This window comes from Trinickia sp. EG282A, assembly GCF_040965455.1.
GTDB lineage: Bacteria > Pseudomonadota > Gammaproteobacteria > Burkholderiales > Burkholderiaceae > Trinickia > Trinickia symbiotica.
Window position 1 is genome coordinate 69,375 of record NZ_JBFRCC010000002.1, and the last position, 14,992, is coordinate 84,366.

The 14,992-nt window shown below is 60.4% G+C and carries 20 protein-coding genes; 12 read left to right on the plus strand and 8 right to left on the minus strand.

Annotated elements, in window-relative coordinates:
- Window positions 1-289: 289 nt before the first annotated feature.
- Window positions 290-1,522, plus strand: a complete 1,233-nt coding sequence (gene hpnI / locus AB4Y31_RS08195) for a bacteriohopanetetrol glucosamine biosynthesis glycosyltransferase HpnI (protein WP_368673528.1) — start codon at window positions 290-292, stop codon at window positions 1,520-1,522.
- A gap of 99 nt (window positions 1,523-1,621) precedes the next feature.
- On the opposite strand, the gene AB4Y31_RS08200 is transcribed toward hpnI, so the two are convergent.
- Window positions 1,622-1,957 carry a helix-turn-helix transcriptional regulator gene (locus AB4Y31_RS08200; RefSeq protein ID WP_018441755.1) on the minus strand — a complete coding sequence of 112 codons (336 nt, stop codon included), beginning with the start codon at window positions 1,955-1,957 and terminating at the stop codon, window positions 1,622-1,624.
- A gap of 81 nt (window positions 1,958-2,038) precedes the next feature.
- On the opposite strand from AB4Y31_RS08200, the gene AB4Y31_RS08205 reads away from it, so the two are divergent.
- The 3 genes from AB4Y31_RS08205 (at window position 2,039) to AB4Y31_RS08215 (ending at window position 3,702) form a co-directional block, all read left to right on the plus strand.
- On the plus strand, window positions 2,039-3,094 hold the full coding sequence (locus AB4Y31_RS08205; RefSeq protein WP_368673529.1) for a cation diffusion facilitator family transporter: 1,056 nt from the start codon (window positions 2,039-2,041) through the stop codon (window positions 3,092-3,094).
- 2 nt (window positions 3,095-3,096) lie between these two features.
- A complete protein-coding gene (locus AB4Y31_RS08210) occupies window positions 3,097-3,414 on the plus strand; it encodes a YnfA family protein (RefSeq protein ID WP_368674452.1) in 318 nt (105 codons plus the stop codon).
- 96 nt (window positions 3,415-3,510) lie between these two features.
- Window positions 3,511-3,702, plus strand: a complete 192-nt coding sequence (locus tag AB4Y31_RS08215) for a hypothetical protein (protein ID WP_018441759.1) — start codon at window positions 3,511-3,513, stop codon at window positions 3,700-3,702.
- 202 nt (window positions 3,703-3,904) lie between these two features.
- On the opposite strand, the gene AB4Y31_RS08220 is transcribed toward AB4Y31_RS08215, so the two are convergent.
- The 4 genes from AB4Y31_RS08220 to AB4Y31_RS08235 all read right to left on the minus strand — a co-directional run bounded on the left by AB4Y31_RS08220 (window position 3,905) and on the right by AB4Y31_RS08235 (window position 5,594).
- On the minus strand, window positions 3,905-4,246 hold the full coding sequence (locus AB4Y31_RS08220) for a helix-turn-helix domain-containing protein (RefSeq protein WP_368673530.1): 342 nt from the start codon (window positions 4,244-4,246) through the stop codon (window positions 3,905-3,907).
- A complete protein-coding gene (locus tag AB4Y31_RS08225) occupies window positions 4,239-4,604 on the minus strand; it encodes a type II toxin-antitoxin system RelE/ParE family toxin (protein WP_368673531.1) in 366 nt (121 codons plus the stop codon). Before AB4Y31_RS08225 ends, AB4Y31_RS08220 begins: the two co-directional genes overlap by 8 nt.
- Window positions 4,605-4,911: 307 nt before the next feature.
- Window positions 4,912-5,142: a SymE family type I addiction module toxin gene (locus AB4Y31_RS08230; RefSeq protein WP_368673532.1), complete on the minus strand. Its 231-nt coding sequence runs from the start codon at window positions 5,140-5,142 to the stop codon at window positions 4,912-4,914.
- Between the two features lie 92 nt (window positions 5,143-5,234).
- Window positions 5,235-5,594 carry a helix-turn-helix domain-containing protein gene (locus AB4Y31_RS08235; RefSeq protein ID WP_368673533.1) on the minus strand — a complete coding sequence of 120 codons (360 nt, stop codon included), beginning with the start codon at window positions 5,592-5,594 and terminating at the stop codon, window positions 5,235-5,237.
- 344 nt (window positions 5,595-5,938) lie between these two features.
- Between AB4Y31_RS08235 and AB4Y31_RS08240 the strand changes: the two genes are divergently transcribed.
- From AB4Y31_RS08240 to AB4Y31_RS08255, 4 genes are all read left to right on the plus strand, one after another.
- A complete protein-coding gene (locus tag AB4Y31_RS08240) occupies window positions 5,939-6,286 on the plus strand; it encodes a hypothetical protein (protein ID WP_368673534.1) in 348 nt (115 codons plus the stop codon).
- A 47-nt stretch (window positions 6,287-6,333) separates the two neighbouring features.
- Window positions 6,334-6,855, plus strand: coding sequence for a restriction endonuclease fold toxin 5 domain-containing protein (locus AB4Y31_RS08245; RefSeq protein ID WP_368673535.1), 522 nt, complete (start codon window positions 6,334-6,336; stop codon window positions 6,853-6,855).
- Window positions 6,848-7,567 carry an Imm52 family immunity protein gene (locus AB4Y31_RS08250; RefSeq protein ID WP_368673536.1) on the plus strand — a complete coding sequence of 240 codons (720 nt, stop codon included), beginning with the start codon at window positions 6,848-6,850 and terminating at the stop codon, window positions 7,565-7,567. Before AB4Y31_RS08245 ends, AB4Y31_RS08250 begins: the two co-directional genes overlap by 8 nt.
- Before the next feature lie 160 nt (window positions 7,568-7,727).
- Complete coding sequence (locus tag AB4Y31_RS08255) at window positions 7,728-8,438, plus strand: Imm52 family immunity protein (protein ID WP_368673537.1); 711 nt, start codon at window positions 7,728-7,730, stop codon at window positions 8,436-8,438.
- Window positions 8,439-8,524: 86 nt separating this feature from the next.
- Here the strand turns inward: AB4Y31_RS08255 and AB4Y31_RS08260 are convergent, their stop codons facing one another.
- Together AB4Y31_RS08260 and AB4Y31_RS08265 are read right to left on the minus strand one after the other, a co-directional pair.
- Window positions 8,525-8,938 (minus strand): VOC family protein, encoded by a 414-nt coding sequence (locus AB4Y31_RS08260; RefSeq protein ID WP_368673538.1) that lies wholly within the window; start codon window positions 8,936-8,938, stop codon window positions 8,525-8,527.
- Between the two features lie 177 nt (window positions 8,939-9,115).
- The gene (locus AB4Y31_RS08265; protein ID WP_368673539.1) at window positions 9,116-9,919 is read right to left on the minus strand and encodes a TSUP family transporter; all 804 of its coding nucleotides are present in this window, start codon (window positions 9,917-9,919) and stop codon (window positions 9,116-9,118) included.
- 360 nt (window positions 9,920-10,279) lie between these two features.
- On the opposite strand from AB4Y31_RS08265, the gene AB4Y31_RS08270 reads away from it, so the two are divergent.
- The 4 genes from AB4Y31_RS08270 to AB4Y31_RS08285 all read left to right on the plus strand — a co-directional run bounded on the left by AB4Y31_RS08270 (window position 10,280) and on the right by AB4Y31_RS08285 (window position 12,852).
- Window positions 10,280-10,627: a hypothetical protein gene (locus AB4Y31_RS08270; RefSeq protein WP_368673540.1), complete on the plus strand. Its 348-nt coding sequence runs from the start codon at window positions 10,280-10,282 to the stop codon at window positions 10,625-10,627.
- 233 nt (window positions 10,628-10,860) lie between these two features.
- Window positions 10,861-11,214, plus strand: coding sequence for a Tox-REase-5 domain-containing protein (locus tag AB4Y31_RS08275; RefSeq protein WP_368673541.1), 354 nt, complete (start codon window positions 10,861-10,863; stop codon window positions 11,212-11,214).
- A gap of 1 nt (window position 11,215) precedes the next feature.
- Complete coding sequence (locus tag AB4Y31_RS08280) at window positions 11,216-11,929, plus strand: hypothetical protein (RefSeq protein WP_368673542.1); 714 nt, start codon at window positions 11,216-11,218, stop codon at window positions 11,927-11,929.
- 182 nt (window positions 11,930-12,111) lie between these two features.
- A complete protein-coding gene (locus AB4Y31_RS08285) occupies window positions 12,112-12,852 on the plus strand; it encodes a class I SAM-dependent methyltransferase (protein WP_368673543.1) in 741 nt (246 codons plus the stop codon).
- A gap of 27 nt (window positions 12,853-12,879) precedes the next feature.
- Here AB4Y31_RS08285 and AB4Y31_RS08290 read toward each other — a convergent pair whose 3' ends face one another.
- Entirely contained in the window at window positions 12,880-14,991 is a 2,112-nt protein-coding gene (locus AB4Y31_RS08290) for an HlyD family efflux transporter periplasmic adaptor subunit (RefSeq protein WP_368673544.1), read from the minus strand.
- Window position 14,992: the final 1 nt, after the last annotated feature.

Genomic DNA, 14,992 nt, shown 5'->3' on the forward strand with positions numbered 1-14,992 from the left:
GAACCACGCGCTACCCTAGAGGCGCTTGATGACCGTTTGATTGCAGCTACTTGGCAGTGCTAAGCGAAGAAGGCTATCGGTGTATTGCTCTCCGTTTAACGTCCGGAGGCTGGCGGCGCGACCCTCTGATCGACATTGATGCAGGACCACCGCGGTATCCGAGGCCGTGGCAGGAAATATGCGGGAGGTAAATGGAGGACTGTCGTATGGCACGCGGGCGCGCGTGTGCAAGACCTACCTCGTAAGCCGGGCTGCGGCCCGCGTGCGGCAATTTTTGGAAGCTCGGTGAATGAGGTACGTGATATGGCTCGCCTGTCTGGTCGGCACTCCAGCGGCATTGGAAGGTATCGACCGCATCGATCCCGCAGCCGCTGACATCCTTCTTACAGCGTTAGCGGCTTTCTTCGCCTTATGTGCAGCGGTCGGTATCGCGTACACGTTCTCGGCGACCGCACTGGTCTGGCGATTCTTCAAGAAACCCAAAGCCGAACCCTCGTGCTTTCCGCCCGTCACGATCGTGAAACCCCTATCCGGCGCCGAATGGGGGCTTCTCGACGGCCTCGCAAGCTTCTGCCGGCAAGACTATGCGGGTGCCATCCAATTCCTGTTCGGCGTCCAGCAAAGCGAAGACCCCGCGTTAAAAGCCGTCGAAAAATTGAAGCAGCTTTTTCCGGAAGCGCATATCACGGTCGTCGCCGATCCGCGCCTGCATGGCCCGAATCGGAAGGTCAGCAACCTCATCAATATGATGCCGCACGCAGTACACGATATTTTCGTATTTGCGGATAGCGACATCCGAGTCGCTCCTGACTATCTCCGGCGTGTCATCGGCGAGTTGCAAAAACCGAACGTCGGCCTCGTGACTTGCCTTTACCGCGGCCGACCGGCGCCGGGATTCTGGCCGCATCTATCGGCGCAGGGCATCAACTACAACTTCCTGCCGAGCGTCGTTACGGGGCTTGCGCTAAGGATCGCGCGGCCATGCTTCGGGCAGACGATCGCGACGCGGCGCGAGACGCTCGCCAAGATCGGCGGCTTCGCGCGCTTTGGCCACATCCTCGTCGAAGACAACGCTATCGGCGAAGCAGTGCGGGGCGCGGGCGAGCAGGCCGCCATCCCGCCGATCGTCATTTCCCATACTTCGGCTGAATCGACTTTCAGCGCACTGACTGCGCACGAGCTTCGCTGGAGCCGCTCGCTGCGCATCATGGATCCGCTTGGCCATCTGGGCTCAGTGCTCACGCACCCGTTCCCGCTCGCGCTGATCGCCGCCGGCTTGTCCGGCGGCGCGATATGGTCATGGCCGCTCGTGATCGTCGCGCTGCTGGCGCGCGTCGCGCTGAAGTTAGTCGCTGACGCTGCAGTGCACGAGCGACGCCGCGACTTATGGCTGCTGCCGTTGCGGGACCTCTACTCGGTCGCGATACTGGTCGCGAGTTTCTTCTCGACGCGCGTGGTCTGGCGCGGGGCCAGTTTCAATGTTGGCCCGAAAGGCCTTTTGCATCCGCTACAGGATGATTGAGCAGGACTTACGGTTGTTTTCATCCCCGAACGACGACGCGTCTTTCCGCTTGGCGGGCGCGGGCGTGGGCGCGCGTTCCAACGCTTGCCTGCCAGAAGCTTAGGCTTCCTTCGCCGACTCCTCGAATTCCGAGCCCGGATGCTCGCAAACATGGTCTGCCATGTCGCCGATGACGCGCTTAACGTGTTCGTCCGCCGCCTCGTAAAAAATCTGCTTCCCGCGGCGCTCGGCCCGCAGCACGCGAGCCGCGCGCAACAGCCGCAAATGATGGCTGACGAGCGGCTGAGACAGACCATGCTTCGCCGCAATGTCGGTGACGCACATCGGTGCGCTCAGGCAAGAGACAATGATTTTCAGGCGCGTCGGGTCGCCCATCAGCCGAAACATCTCCGACAACTCCGTGACCTGGTCGTCGCTCAATTCGAACGGCCGCATCTCGCCTCCGATATTTCACATTAACGCATACTTATATGTGTATATAATAGCCCATCCAGGATCCAGCCGAGCGATAGTCCGATGGCACACAATCACGACCACGGTTCCGGCCATGCGGCCCACAACCATGGTGGAGGTCATTCGCATGCGAGCCACGAACATGCCCATGACCATACGGGACATGACCACGCCGGCCCCGGTCATGCAGGGCACAGTCATGCCGGCCATGATCACCTGCATGGCGTAACGGATCAGCACCGCATCGGGTGGGCATTCATCATCATCGCCGTGTTCATGGTCGTCGAGATCGTCGGCGGCCTGATGGCGGGCTCGCTCGCGCTGCTGGCCGACGCGGGCCATATGGTCAGTGATGCCGCCGCGCTGGGATTCAGTTGGTTCGCGATTCACTACGGCCGGCGCGAGGCCACGGCCGAACTGTCGTATGGCTATAAGCGCCTCGAGATCCTCGCTGCATTCGTCAACGGGTGTGCGCTGTTCGTCATCGCCGCGTGGATCGTGATCGAGGCCATCCAGCGATTTGCGTCACCGGTACCCGTCGTCGGCAAGACGATGCTCATCGTGGCGATCGCGGGTCTTGCCTCGAACATCGCCGCGTTCGCGGTTCTGCACGGCGGCAACCGCGAGAACCTCAATTTGCGCGGAGCCTGGCTGCATGTTCTCGGCGACATGCTCGGCTCGGCGGCAGCCATCGTAGCGGCGTGCGTCATTCTTTTTACCGGCTGGACGCCCATCGACCCGATTCTGTCGATCTTCGTTGCGCTCGTGATCCTCAAGAGCGCATGGGGTATCGTCAAGTCGTCCGCGCATATCTTGCTCGAAGGCACCCCTGCGGGCGTGAACCTGGCCGACATCAAAGCGGACCTCGAGCAAAACGTCGTGGGCGTGCGCGATGCGCATCATATCCACGCATGGTCGATGACAGGCGAGCAGCATATGCTGACGCTGCATGTACATCCCGCGGTCGAGGCCGATCCGCATGATGTCGTGAAGGCGGTTCAGCGCCGGCTGGCGACGCAGTTCAATATCGATCACGTCACCGTGCAGATCGAGCACGACGAGTGCGCGGACCAGCACGCGTCCGCTCGTGGCGGGTCCGGCGCGAAGGACTGTCATTGAGCGTGAAGACGTTCACGCTTTTCGCCATCACCGCCGTCGCCGAAATACTCGGCTGTTATTTGCCATGGCGCTGGCTTCGCGAAGGGGCGAGCGCGTGGCTCCTCGTGCCGGGAGCCGTCAGTCTGGCGGCATTCGCCTGGCTGCTCACGCTGCATCCGGCGGCGGCTGGCCGGACCTACGCCGCGTACGGCGGCGTTTACATCGCTGTCGCTATTTTGTGGCTATGGATTGTCGAAGGTGTCCGCCCCACGGGGTGGGACTGCCTTGGCGTTGCTTTGACCGTCGGAGGCATGGCTGTTATTGCATTTCAGCCGAAGTGAGGGATCGCGCACCCACGGCCAGTGTTCTATCCCTCCGAGATTCACGGGACCGGTAGAATCAGCGCTGCAATAGCCGCACCAATGTTAGGCAAAATCATGGATTACCGCGTAAGTTACGAGCACAGTCTCAAGAGCAAACCGGACGAGTTCATCGTTCACGTTCCGACACAGCTTGTGGAGGGGGTGCCGGACAATGTGCCGCGCGCGCTCCTGGTCGAGTACATCACCGACATGATTCTCAAGCGGTCACCGCAGATCGGGAAGATTCGCCAGCTCAGGATTCTTTGAGGACGAAGACTCGTCTCCGCCGCGGTGACTCAAGCTTTTACCGCGCCGGCGACGAGACCTTCGATGTGACACCGCTGCAGCAAAAGGAACAATATCGCGCATGGGATGATCGGCAGTGGGATTCCCGCGTGCATCAGCGCACAAGCCCGGGGTACTAATCGGTAGTGGCCGACCACCCCTCGACTAATTTTGTTGCGGCTCCTCAGGCCAAGACTACGTGCGTATGCCCCATCGCGCGCCGTTTGGCCTTCCTCACCACTATGTCGACATCGCGCCCCAGCCGATTCAGACACTCGATCATCTTTGCCTGGCTGATACCTCGGAACTTGCCGCGCAGCATTTCCGATAGCTTCGGTTGCGGCATTCCGAGCAACTCAGCCGCCCGCTGCTGCGTCAGATGCCGGCTCTTGATAATTTCGCCAATCTCGTGCGCCAGCCCCGCTTTGACGAGCATTTCGTCAGCCGCCGGGTAGCCTAAGTCCGCATACGGATTGTCGCTGCCTCGCTCAATGGCGATGCCGTCAACGATCGCTATCCTACTCATGTCCCTGCTCCTCTTCCAACGCAGCCACCACTTTCAATCGCCGCTCGACCAATTCCATCTCCGGCTTCGGCGTGGTAATCCCTCTCGTCGACTTCTTCTGGAAGCAATGCAACACATACACCGCTCGCGCATACCGTACCGTATAAACAGCGCGATAAGTGTCGCGCTGGCAGTCTTCCACCACTTCGAGCACACCCGCCCCACCGAAACCCTTCAAAGGCTTGGCTCGGCTATGCTTGCCGCCCGCTTGGGCCAAATGAAGGGCGTAGCCGAAGGTGTCTTGCACTTCTTCGGGCATGGCACGCAGGTCCCGTTTTGCCGAGCCCACCCAGTACAGCGGTTTGATCGTTCCAGACATCGAATTATACCCAAATATAGATAAAACTCGGCAGTCGCCTTAGAGCACGGCTGCACCCGGGCCTTCCTGAAGCCATTTCCAGACAGTTAGCTCACGCCGGCACCTTCAGTTCGGTCTGCCAATGCCCACCCATTGGCAGCGCGCGTAGGTCTCGTCGTTTTCGGCGTGAGCGCTTGAATTACGGCTTAGCCCCCGCTTTGGACGGAAGCTAGCTTCCGGGACGTGAAGACGGGTGGCCGCTTTCGTTTGTCCTAAGTATGGGCGACTGCCACCCGCGAGCAGAACCGCGGCACGGCCCTGCCCACATTCAAGCAGCGGTAATGATCAGCCTGCCGACTTCGACAGCGATCTTCACGCGTTGCCCGGGCCGGAACCCCGCATGCTCGATCCATCGACCGGCAAGCTTCAGGGGATAAAACACCGGCGCCGGGTATCGGTATGGAGGTTTGTTCCACGACGATTGGTAGCGCCTCGACTCCTGAACGGTGACAAAACGTTCCGAGACGACAGTACGTGACTTATGATTGGCGTCAGCCATGATCTGCTCTCCTGTGAAGAGTGGGTTGTGGTTAGCGGGTCGTGAGTGCTCGTAACACTCTCGGCCCGCGCTTCGTTTACCGCTTGCCTTCTTTACCTCCTGCTGCGTACATACGAGTTCGTTGCTTGCTCGTTGACCGCGTGACTCTTGAAAATCAGGGCGTCCAGTAGCTCGCGCACAATCTGCTGCTCGTGCTCCGGCATACGCGAAATCGTTTCGAAGTGGTACCGCAATGTGTCATCGGGACGGCGCTCGTCGCGATCAAACACGAGCGCATCGGCGCTGACACCCAGCGCGATTGCTAGCCTCCGAATTGCGGCAAAGGGGGGTTGCGACGCCCCCTTCTCGTAACGGTGAATTTGCAACACGGTAACGCCGATCAGGTCGGCCAGGGCCTGTTGCGATAGCCCGCGTGCTTTGCGTAACCGAAATAAGCGCTGTGAAAATTCCATGCTCGAAGACCTAAATCGTTCATGGCAGCTCGCCATTGCGGGCTTGCTCAGAATTACTTAAGCCTATCACCGTGTGTGTCTCAAAAACATATGGCGGAACATAGCCGAATGGCTAACGAGCCGATGCATCACGCCTCCCTCACCCTTTGGCTCCCGGAAACGACTTCCGTTGGTCTGATTTTTTCCCGAAAAGGGCCGCTGCAGCCCGCCCCGCGTCAAGAATCATCGCCGGACTAAAGCAACCGAGAGCCATTCGCCGTTGCCGGTCCTCGTACGAACGATCCGTTTGGCGCGCCCTCGTCGGCGCGAGCAGACGGGAGGCAAACGCTTTCAAACATCGACTTATGCGTGAAGAAACAGACCAACAACAGAACGACCTTCTCAACGGAAACGAGCGTGACTTCGTCAGAGCTGTCCGAGACAACATCGTCAACGCGAATCCCGAGTTCGGCGCCGACCCCGCGTTGCTCGACCGGCTCGCGTCGGCATATGACGAAGCCAAACGCATTGGGCTTTCAGAGGACGAGCTCCTCGTGAAATTCCTGTATCTCGAAATGCAAGTACCGGGCTTTTATCGTCAACCCGTGATCTCGACCTGGCTTGAAAAGCCGGGCGCTCCGATCGACGGCCGTTTCAAGGACCTGCTCGACGTGCTTCGCAAGAAGACCGAGGACGGTAGAGGAGATCGCTGATGGCGACGATCCCTCTCTCCGGTCTCGAAGCGGCAGCCATCGCGCTGATGGCATTGCTCGCTACCGTCGCCGTCGACAGCGTTGTTCGCGGAGCCTCTGATGCCGACGAACTCGGAGATCAAGCCAAGTCGATTGCGCGCGCGATTCCGATTCCAGGCGAAACCGTCAACCGCTGCCCTGCGGACCAGGGACGGCTCGTCACGCGGAGATGGCGCATGTCCGAGATCTCACGCGCTCACCAAGCCCGCGTCACCGGCTTCGCACCGTACACCGAATGGCTCTTCGAGAAGATCGAATTTGACGGCTTCCGCTCGATCGAATGCCGGTTGCAAGAAGCGAAGGCTCGGTATGACCAGTTCTTCGATCCGAAGACAGGCTATCCGAAGGCCTTCTTTGAGGCCCGCGGAGTGTCGCGGATGCTAACGCAAGCTCGAAAACAAAGCGCTGTCGTCAGGAACAGCCCACCAGCAAAGCTCACTTGGTACTTTATGCAGCCCATTTCCCATGCGTTCTTCTCGCGGCAATTCGCGAGCGAAACTCTTCCGATCGAATCGTTGCTTCATGCCTAACATGCACATAACGCTAATTTTTCGACTACAACAAGCCGTGCTCCCTTCCCAGCACGAGCATCTCGGCTACCTCTGGAAGGTTGCAAAACTGTTGGAGCCGTTCGGCTTCCCCATTGAAAACTGGTATCCGCCCGCAGCAACAGCGAAGAAGTCCCTCGAGACCCTCGCCTTCGACCACAACGGCCCGACACCTGCCTCCGTCGAGAGGCTTCGAGCTGAAGACAAGAAAGAAAAAACAACCGACTATCGAATCACTGCGGTCTGGAATGGCAAACAGAAGGAGGGAGGCAGCGCCTTCTCCGTCTCGTTGTCCGTTGATGCCGGCAACCCAACATGTGTGCTCTACCTCCAATTCGACGATGTCGAGGCGCTTCTAAACAAGACCGGCATGCAGCGACTCGTGCTCGGCTTGCTTGGAATCTGGCCGAACGCGTCTGTCATCGAAGTTGGGCCGCTGATGTACTACACAAGGCGAGTCGTATTTCCCAAGAGGCCGGGAGCGGGATGGATGCTCTACCTTGCAAAGGCGATCACCGCACGGGAGTTGCCAGAAGCGGCCGAGCTTGTGGCTGTCATGGAAGGCGACGGACAGAAAGGCACCATCATCGTTAGCGTCGCCGACGAGGTTTTCTCCGTCGACAATCCCGAGCACGTGAAGATCGCGAACGCGATCGAAGTGCGTTTGGCCGATCAGGACCTCTTGCCTCAGTAACGAGCTGAGCAAGCAACATCAAGAATCGAATCAGGGCTCGCCGTTCGGCGCCATTGGCGGCGCCACGGCGTCATGATTGAAATAAACCACAGAACGCACCTCGAGCTATTTTCGAGAGAACTGCTTTCGATCGAATCGTTACTCCACTCGTGACATAGACATGCAGGTAACCCTGATTTTTCGACTACAACAAGCTGCGCTCCCGTCGCAGGTGGAGCATCTTCGCTATCTTTGGAAGATCGCCAAACTGCTTGAGCCGTTCGGATTCCCCATGCAAGAGTGGTATCCGCCCGCGGCGACACCGAAGAAGTCCCTCGAGACTCCAGCCTTCGACCGCGATGGCCCAACGCCTGCCGCCGTGGAAATGCTCCGAGCGGAAGACAAAAAATATCGGACAACCGACTATCGAATCACTTCCGTCTGGAACGGTAAACAGAAAGCCGGGGGAAGCGCGTTCTACGTCTCGTTCTCCACCGACAGCGACTTCCCCATCTGTGTTTTCAAACTTCAATTCCAAAATCCGGAGACGCTCGACAATGCGAAGAAGGTGCAACAACTCATGCTCGGCTTGCTCGACGTATGGCCCGCTGCCTCTGAGATTGAAGTTGGACCTCTGATGTACTACACGACGCGTAAGGTCTTCCGCAACAAGCCAGGTGCTGGCTGGATGCTCTACCTTGCAAAGATCGTCACAACGGAGCAGTTGCCGGAAGCGGCCGGATTGTTGCCGGTCATGGAAGGCGACAAGCAGAGAGGCACGATCATCGTCAGCATCGCCAACGAGGTTTTTTCGGTCGACAACCCCGAGCACGTGAAGATCGCTAACGCGATCGAAGTGCGCTTGGCTGATCAAGACCTCTTGTGCCGATAGCAAGACCCCTCGCCTGCGATCGCCCGGGGGCATCGCCAAAAACGGGCTGAACCTCGGGGCGATCCACGATTCTCGTTCGAGGAATATCAGCCGTGCGGCGGCACAGCTTTGGGATCCATCCACATCACTTCCCAAATATGGCCATCCGGATCCTCGAAGCTGCGGCCATACATAAAGCCGAGGTCTTGCACAGGGGTGGGGTCTGCCTTGCCGCCGGCACCAGTCGCCTTATCGACCATGCTGGACACCTCCTCGCGATTATCCGCTGACAGACACAGCAACACCTGCGCGTCCGCGTGCGCATCGACGATCCGCTTGCTCGTGAACTGGCGCCACTTGTCGTGTGTGAGCAGCATCGCGAAGATCGTATCGGAGAACACCATGCACGCTGCGGTATCGTCAGTGAACGCGGGATTGTTGACCGCGCCCACTGCCTCGTAGAACGCCTTCGACCGCTTCAGGTCTGTCACTGGCAGGTTAACGAAGATCAGCTTGCTCATCGCTTGGTCCTTTAGATGTAGCCGCGGCAGGATTGCCGCAGCATCAATACGAACGAATGGGGAGGAGGAGAATCGACAACAGCTGTAAAGAATATTTTCAGTCAACAACTTGCGCTGAAACCGTAGTGTAAGCGCCCGACGATCCCGTCGGTCACTACGTCTGGAATCTTGCTGCCGCTACCACCCCACCGCCTTACGAATCATCTGCGCCGCGGCCACGAGCACGAACAAAAGCACGATGATACGAAACGCGTGCGGCGGCAGCTTGTCGCGCAGCGGGCGCGCAAGCACGATTCCGGCGATCACGGGCACACTCGCCGCGGCTGAAATCAGCAGATCGAAGCCGCTCGCCTGTGCGCCGCCCCTGAATGCGATCAGCAGCGTGATGACCGATACGACCAGGATCACCGCCATCTGCTTCGTAAACGCTTTGCCACGCGCACCCGAGGCGATCAGATAGATGGCGAGCAACGGCCCGGGAATCGACGCGATGCTTTCCATCATCGCAGCCCCAAAGCCGAGCACGAACCCCACCGGCTTAACCCAACGCGGCGCCAGCGAAAATCGCGGCGAAATGAGCAGCAGCGCGGCCGCGAAAGCCAGTAGCGCGCCTGCCACGATCTGCGCATGGTGGGGCTCGAGCGATATCAGCACCGAGACACCGACGAGATTGCCGAGCACCGTACCCACGAGTGGTGCCGCGATATGGCGCACGGTTGGCAACAGCTCGCCGCCCTCGAGCGCTTGCGGAATGTTGCCGAGAATCACCGGCATCGAGAGCAGCAGCACCGCCTGCTTGATCGGCATGAACTGGCTCAGGATCGGCATGGCGATGATCGGTACGCCGATGCTGACGATGCCTTTCACGATTCCACCGAGTATGAGCGCTGCGGCGATGCCGAATAGCGTACGCACATCGAGCGTCTGCAGCGTCGGCAACAGCAGGCCCGCATGAGCGTGGAAATGGGAGAGCTCGTTCATCGTTCGTTTGTTGTCGTGCTTATCGTGGTGTGGGTGCAATCGAATGCTGCCAAACGCGTGCCGGCGCGAGCGCGATTCCGAAATCGCGGCGAGCAACGCCACCCCCTACTCGCTACACAACCGCCAAGTGTAACCAATCCGGATACGTCGCAAGTGCACTGACTGCCTGGATCGTGCCGGCGTCCGTTGGTCTGATTCTTTGCTCAAAAGAGTCGCTGCCGCCGTTGCGCTTGAAGAATGTCCGCCGGACCGCAGCGATTGCGACGCCCTCGCCGTCGCCGGTCCTCGTGCGAACGATCCGTTTGTCATGCCGCTCGACGGTGCGACAGGCGGAAGGCAAACACTTACACATCTCGATTTATGCGTGAAGAAACCGATCAACAACTGAACGACCTCCTCAATAGCGACGAGCGTGGCTTCGTCACAGCCGTCCGAGACAGCATTGTCAGCGCCCATCCGAAACTCGGCGACGATCCCGAATTGCTCGACCGGCTCACCATGGCATATGACGAAGGCAAACGCATGGGGCTTACAGAGGACGAACTGCTTGCGGAATTCCTATGGCTCGAAACGGAGGTGCCAGGCTTTTACGGGCAGCCCGCGATCTCGAACTGGCTCGAAAAGCCGGGCGCTCCGGTCGACGACCGTTTCAAGGACTTGCTCGCCGTGCTTCGGAAGAAGCTTGTACTAAGCAGAGAGGATCACTAATGGCAACGATACCTCTCTCCGGTCTTGAAGCCGCCGCCATCGCCCTCGCGGCATTGCTTGCCGCCGTCGCCGTGGATAGCGCTGTTCGTGGGACCTCCGATCGTGCATCGACTGATTCGGACGATCTCGAACGAGACAAAGCGAAGTCGACCACGCACGCGTTACCTATACCCGATGCGTCTCGAGAACACTGCCCTCCAACTCGGGGGCGGCTAGTGATACGCAGGTGGAGCATGTCCGACATTTCGCGTGAGTACCAGGCCCGTATCACCGGTTTCCAACCGTACACGGAATGGCTATTCGAAATCGAGCTTGACGGCTTCCGCCCGCAGGAGTGTCGCTTGCAAGAAGCGAGGGGAAAGTACGATCAGTTCTTTGACTCAAAAACCGGTCTTCCAGAAGACTTCTTTGTGATTTTTGGTGGAGTGGGAGACATGCTCGACCAAGCTCGCAAGCAAAGCGACATCGTAAGGAGTAACCCGCCAGCAAAGCTGACGTGGCATTTCATGCAGCCGATCTCTTACACCTATTTCTCCCGCGAATTCCAATCCGAGGGACTCGCGATCCAATCCTTTCTGGATCCATGATATGAAGGTAATTCTCACTTTCCGGCTACAACGAAGCGAACTCCCTTCTCCGGAAGAGCATCTTCGCTATCTCTGGCGCGTCGCGAAACTGTTCGAGCCGTTTGGCTTCCCCATTGAGAAGTGGTATCCGTCCGCCGCCGGCACACCGAAAAAGTCCCTCGCTAACCCCGCTTTCGACCATAGCAGCCCGACACCGGCCGCCGTGGAGATACTTGCAGCGAAAGACGCGAGGGACTCGACAATCAACTACCGAATAACGAGCATCTGGTGCGGCAGGATGAAGGGCACGCGGGCCATCTTCTCTCTCGCGCTGTCCTCTGATGTCGGTAACCCAATCTGTGTGTTCAGGCTCCAACTGTATGATATTGAGCAGCTCAACGACGCCGAGAACATGCAGCGATTCATCTTTGGCTTGCTAGACATATGGCCTGGCGCCTCGGTAATCGAAGTCGGCCCGCTGAAGTACTTCACCACGCTTCAAGTCTTTCCCCAAAGGCCGGGAGCGGGCTGGATGATCTATCTTCCGCACGTAATCACCGCCAGTGACTTGCCCGAAGCGGCCGACCTCGTGCCGGTCATGGAAGGCGAAACGCAGCAAGGCACCATCGTCGTCAGCGTCGCCAACGAGGTCTTCTCCGTCGACAACCCCGAGCACGTGAAGGTCGCCAACGCAATTGAAGTGCGATTGGCAGATCAAGACCTCTTGTGCCGATAGAGAGGTCCGCCGGCAGATAGGCGGCTGCATCGCCGGGGTGGGTCATGCACGGTATCACGTGCGCATGAGCACACCGGCAACCCGCCCCGTCAGCGAAGCGTTGCGCTGCGACTTCATCCTCGCTTGCCGCCCTTGGCTTGAGGCACAATGACCACTCCCCCTCGTCAGCAGAAGACCAGCACATGAGCGATTCGAATACCGCAAACGAAGCCATCGGCGGCAACGCATACGCGGACTTTGCGGAGCGCTATGCCGCGATCGCGCCGACGAAACCACATAACGCCCTTTACGAGCGTCCCGCGACGATGTCGCTGCTCGGGAACGTCAGCGGCTTGCACATACTCGACGCTGGATGTGGACCTGGTATCTGTAGTGAACATCTCGCTCGCGGCGGGGCGTCCGTGCATGCGTTCGATGTCACGCCGCAGATGGTGGAGCTCGCGCGCGTTCGATGTGCCGGCCTGCCAGTCGAAGTGGTGACTGGCGATCTCACCGCTCCGCTATCGTGGCTGCCCGATCAGGCGTTCGACAAGATTCTGTGCTCGCTCGCGCTCGACTACGTGGAAGACCTCGGGCCAACGCTCAGTGAATTCCGCAGAGTGGCGCGCCCCGGAGCGGCGCTGGTGTTTTCGATGGCTCATCCGATGCGGGATTGGACGGACGAGCGAACTCGTGGTGACGGGACGTACTTCGATACGAGTCGATTCGGGTTTTACTGGTCCGGATTCGGTGAGCCGAAGCCCTACGTGCAGGCTTATCGGCGGCCGCTTTCGGATATCTTGAACGCGTTGATCGACGCTGGGTGGCGGCTCGATCGATTCGTCGAGCCACTGCCGCTGCCGGAGATGAAGACGGTCTCGGAATGGCTTTATCGGGAGTTGTCCCGGGCGCCAGCTTTCATTTGCGTGCGCGCGTGGTGCTAGAAGAGCCCACGCGCGCGCGCCGCAGCCCTATGCGCCGCTCTCACGCTGGAAAACAGAGACGAGCCGCTTGAGCGCGCGCCAAGCGAAGCTTTGCCGCGCGCCGCCGATGGTCGCCGTGCCGACGATTTCGCGCGGCCATGCTTCGTTCGCCGGACAATCGCCGATCCGCACCCGGTAAAGTGCCGCGAGCGGTATGAGCTGGTGCGTGCCGGGCTGGGTCTGTACGGGCAGCGGGCCACCGTAGACGCTGGCGAGCGACGGCTCGTCGAGCGTGGCGACGTTGACGCGATCGATGGCGGTCACGCGGCATTGCACCGCGCCGAGCTCGGGCAGCGATGCGACGAAGCTGACGCGATCGCCCGTCGCCACGCGCGCCGCATCCTCTTCGCCGACGAACGCCTCGCCCTTCACGCCCGTCGGCCCGACGACGTCGAACACGCGCTCGCCGCGCGGCAGCCAAGTGCCAGGAGCCAACGCATCGTCCGTTTGAACGACGCCATCGAACGGCGCGCGCAGCGTCAGTTGCGCGACTTGCGCCGTCAGGCCGGCCACCGTTTCGCGCGCCGCATCCCAGCGACGCCGCAGCGCCACGCCTTGTTCGAGCAGACGATCGTCGAACGACTGCTGGTCGACCTGCCAACGCAACAGCGCTTCGTCGGCCTGGGCCGCTCGCAGGCGATGCACAAGATCGGGCGATGCCAAAACGGCAAGCACATCGCCCGCGTGCACGCGCTGGCCGTCGTGCGCAAGCGGCGCGTCGCCCGTCACGTAAGCGGCCTCGGGCGCATAGAGCCCCTGTGCGCGCAACGGCCCCAGTACGGCCGGCGCGCCGACGCCGCCGTGCCACGGCAGCACGATGAAGGCCAGCAGCACCGCCGCGATGATCGCACTGCGCCGCGTCTGGCGGCACCAACGCAGCGCCGCGCGACGACGCCAGCAAGCGGTGATCTCGCGCACGATCGGCCGCACGATGAACCATCCGAATTCGACGCAAAACAGCATCATGCCCAGCGCCTTGAAAAAGGCGTGGTAGACGATGAGCGCAATCGAAAAGAACACGACGAGCCGATAGAGCCACGTCGCGAACGAGAATGCAATCAGGAAGCGCCGGCGCCGCGGCGCGCACGGCTCGGGCTGCGGATCGCCGAACCCGAACAGGCGCTCGCGCATCCACCAGCGGCCGAACGCGAATGCGCGATCGTGCAGGTTCGGCATGTCGAGCCAATCCGAGAGCAGGAAGTAGCCGTCGAAGCGCATGAACGGGCTCGCATTGATCGTCAATGTGCCGATCCATGTCGTCGTGGCGAGCAGGAAGGCCCCCGCGCGCAGCGGGCCGTCGGTCAACACGCTCCAAGCCAACGTCGCGAACGCGGCCAGCGTGAGCTCGGTGAGCATGCCGGCCGCCCCGATGCGCAATCGCTCGGCACGCCCCGGCACCTTCCACGCTTCCGTCGTATCGGTGTAAAGCACCGGGACCATCACGAGCAACGCGATGCCCATCGTCGGCACGCGGCAGCCATATCGATGCGCCGTGAATGCATGCCCGAACTCGTGCAGCACTTTCGCACAGCCAATGGCCACGCCGATCGCGATCAGCCCGCGCAAATCGGCATAGCCGTGGAACGTATGAATGAACTCGTCCCAGCGGCGCGAGACGAGCACGAGCCCCGTTAGGGCGACGAGCGCGACGCCAGCCCAGAAAGGGGGACGGTAAGCGACTTCGGCATAGCGCGCGAAGCGCTTCAGAAACGGCATCGGCCGCCAGAGCGGCACCCGGATCATCAAGTAGTGCTTGAGCAGCCACATGGCGTGCGAAAGATTGCCCGCCGCGGCCGCACTCGCAAGCCGCCCCGTGTCGGCGGCGCTCATCGCCACGAGCAAATGCTGCTGATGCAGCATCCGCACGAGCGATTCGAAGTCGTCCATCGTCAAATGCAGCGTCGTCTCGGCGTTCACCGATGCGACGATCGCCTCAGCATCGTCGAGCGGCCAGCGCGCCAGCATCTCGAAGGCGGGCCAGCCGATCTGGAAGAAACGGTTTCCCGCCGGATCGTGAAGCATCCAGGTAGGCGCGCCTTCCGGCGTCGCGGGGCCGGGCGTCAGCGTCAGTTCTTGGCGAAGGGGCGGCAGGCGAGACATC

Coding starts and splice junctions, on each gene's coding strand:
- AB4Y31_RS08265 (WP_368673539.1), bottom strand. CDS start 9,919: ATGAACGAGCTCTCCCATTTCCACGCTCATGCGGGCCTGCTGTTGCCG.
- AB4Y31_RS08250 (WP_368673536.1), top strand. CDS start 6,848: ATGCCTAACATGCACATAACGCTAATTTTTCGACTACAACAAGCCGTG.
- hpnI (WP_368673528.1), top strand. CDS start 290: ATGAGGTACGTGATATGGCTCGCCTGTCTGGTCGGCACTCCAGCGGCA.
- AB4Y31_RS08260 (WP_368673538.1), bottom strand. CDS start 8,938: ATGAGCAAGCTGATCTTCGTTAACCTGCCAGTGACAGACCTGAAGCGG.
- AB4Y31_RS08255 (WP_368673537.1), top strand. CDS start 7,728: ATGCAGGTAACCCTGATTTTTCGACTACAACAAGCTGCGCTCCCGTCG.
- AB4Y31_RS08280 (WP_368673542.1), top strand. CDS start 11,216: ATGAAGGTAATTCTCACTTTCCGGCTACAACGAAGCGAACTCCCTTCT.
- AB4Y31_RS08290 (WP_368673544.1), bottom strand. CDS start 14,991: ATGTCTCGCCTGCCGCCCCTTCGCCAAGAACTGACGCTGACGCCCGGC.
- AB4Y31_RS08240 (WP_368673534.1), top strand. CDS start 5,939: ATGCGTGAAGAAACAGACCAACAACAGAACGACCTTCTCAACGGAAAC.
- AB4Y31_RS08275 (WP_368673541.1), top strand. CDS start 10,861: ATGTCCGACATTTCGCGTGAGTACCAGGCCCGTATCACCGGTTTCCAA.
- AB4Y31_RS08285 (WP_368673543.1), top strand. CDS start 12,112: ATGAGCGATTCGAATACCGCAAACGAAGCCATCGGCGGCAACGCATAC.
- AB4Y31_RS08200 (WP_018441755.1), bottom strand. CDS start 1,957: ATGCGGCCGTTCGAATTGAGCGACGACCAGGTCACGGAGTTGTCGGAG.
- AB4Y31_RS08220 (WP_368673530.1), bottom strand. CDS start 4,246: ATGAGTAGGATAGCGATCGTTGACGGCATCGCCATTGAGCGAGGCAGC.
- AB4Y31_RS08205 (WP_368673529.1), top strand. CDS start 2,039: ATGGCACACAATCACGACCACGGTTCCGGCCATGCGGCCCACAACCAT.
- AB4Y31_RS08230 (WP_368673532.1), bottom strand. CDS start 5,142: ATGGCTGACGCCAATCATAAGTCACGTACTGTCGTCTCGGAACGTTTT.
- AB4Y31_RS08270 (WP_368673540.1), top strand. CDS start 10,280: ATGCGTGAAGAAACCGATCAACAACTGAACGACCTCCTCAATAGCGAC.
- AB4Y31_RS08215 (WP_018441759.1), top strand. CDS start 3,511: ATGGATTACCGCGTAAGTTACGAGCACAGTCTCAAGAGCAAACCGGAC.
- AB4Y31_RS08245 (WP_368673535.1), top strand. CDS start 6,334: ATGGCATTGCTCGCTACCGTCGCCGTCGACAGCGTTGTTCGCGGAGCC.
- AB4Y31_RS08225 (WP_368673531.1), bottom strand. CDS start 4,604: ATGTCTGGAACGATCAAACCGCTGTACTGGGTGGGCTCGGCAAAACGG.
- AB4Y31_RS08235 (WP_368673533.1), bottom strand. CDS start 5,594: ATGGAATTTTCACAGCGCTTATTTCGGTTACGCAAAGCACGCGGGCTA.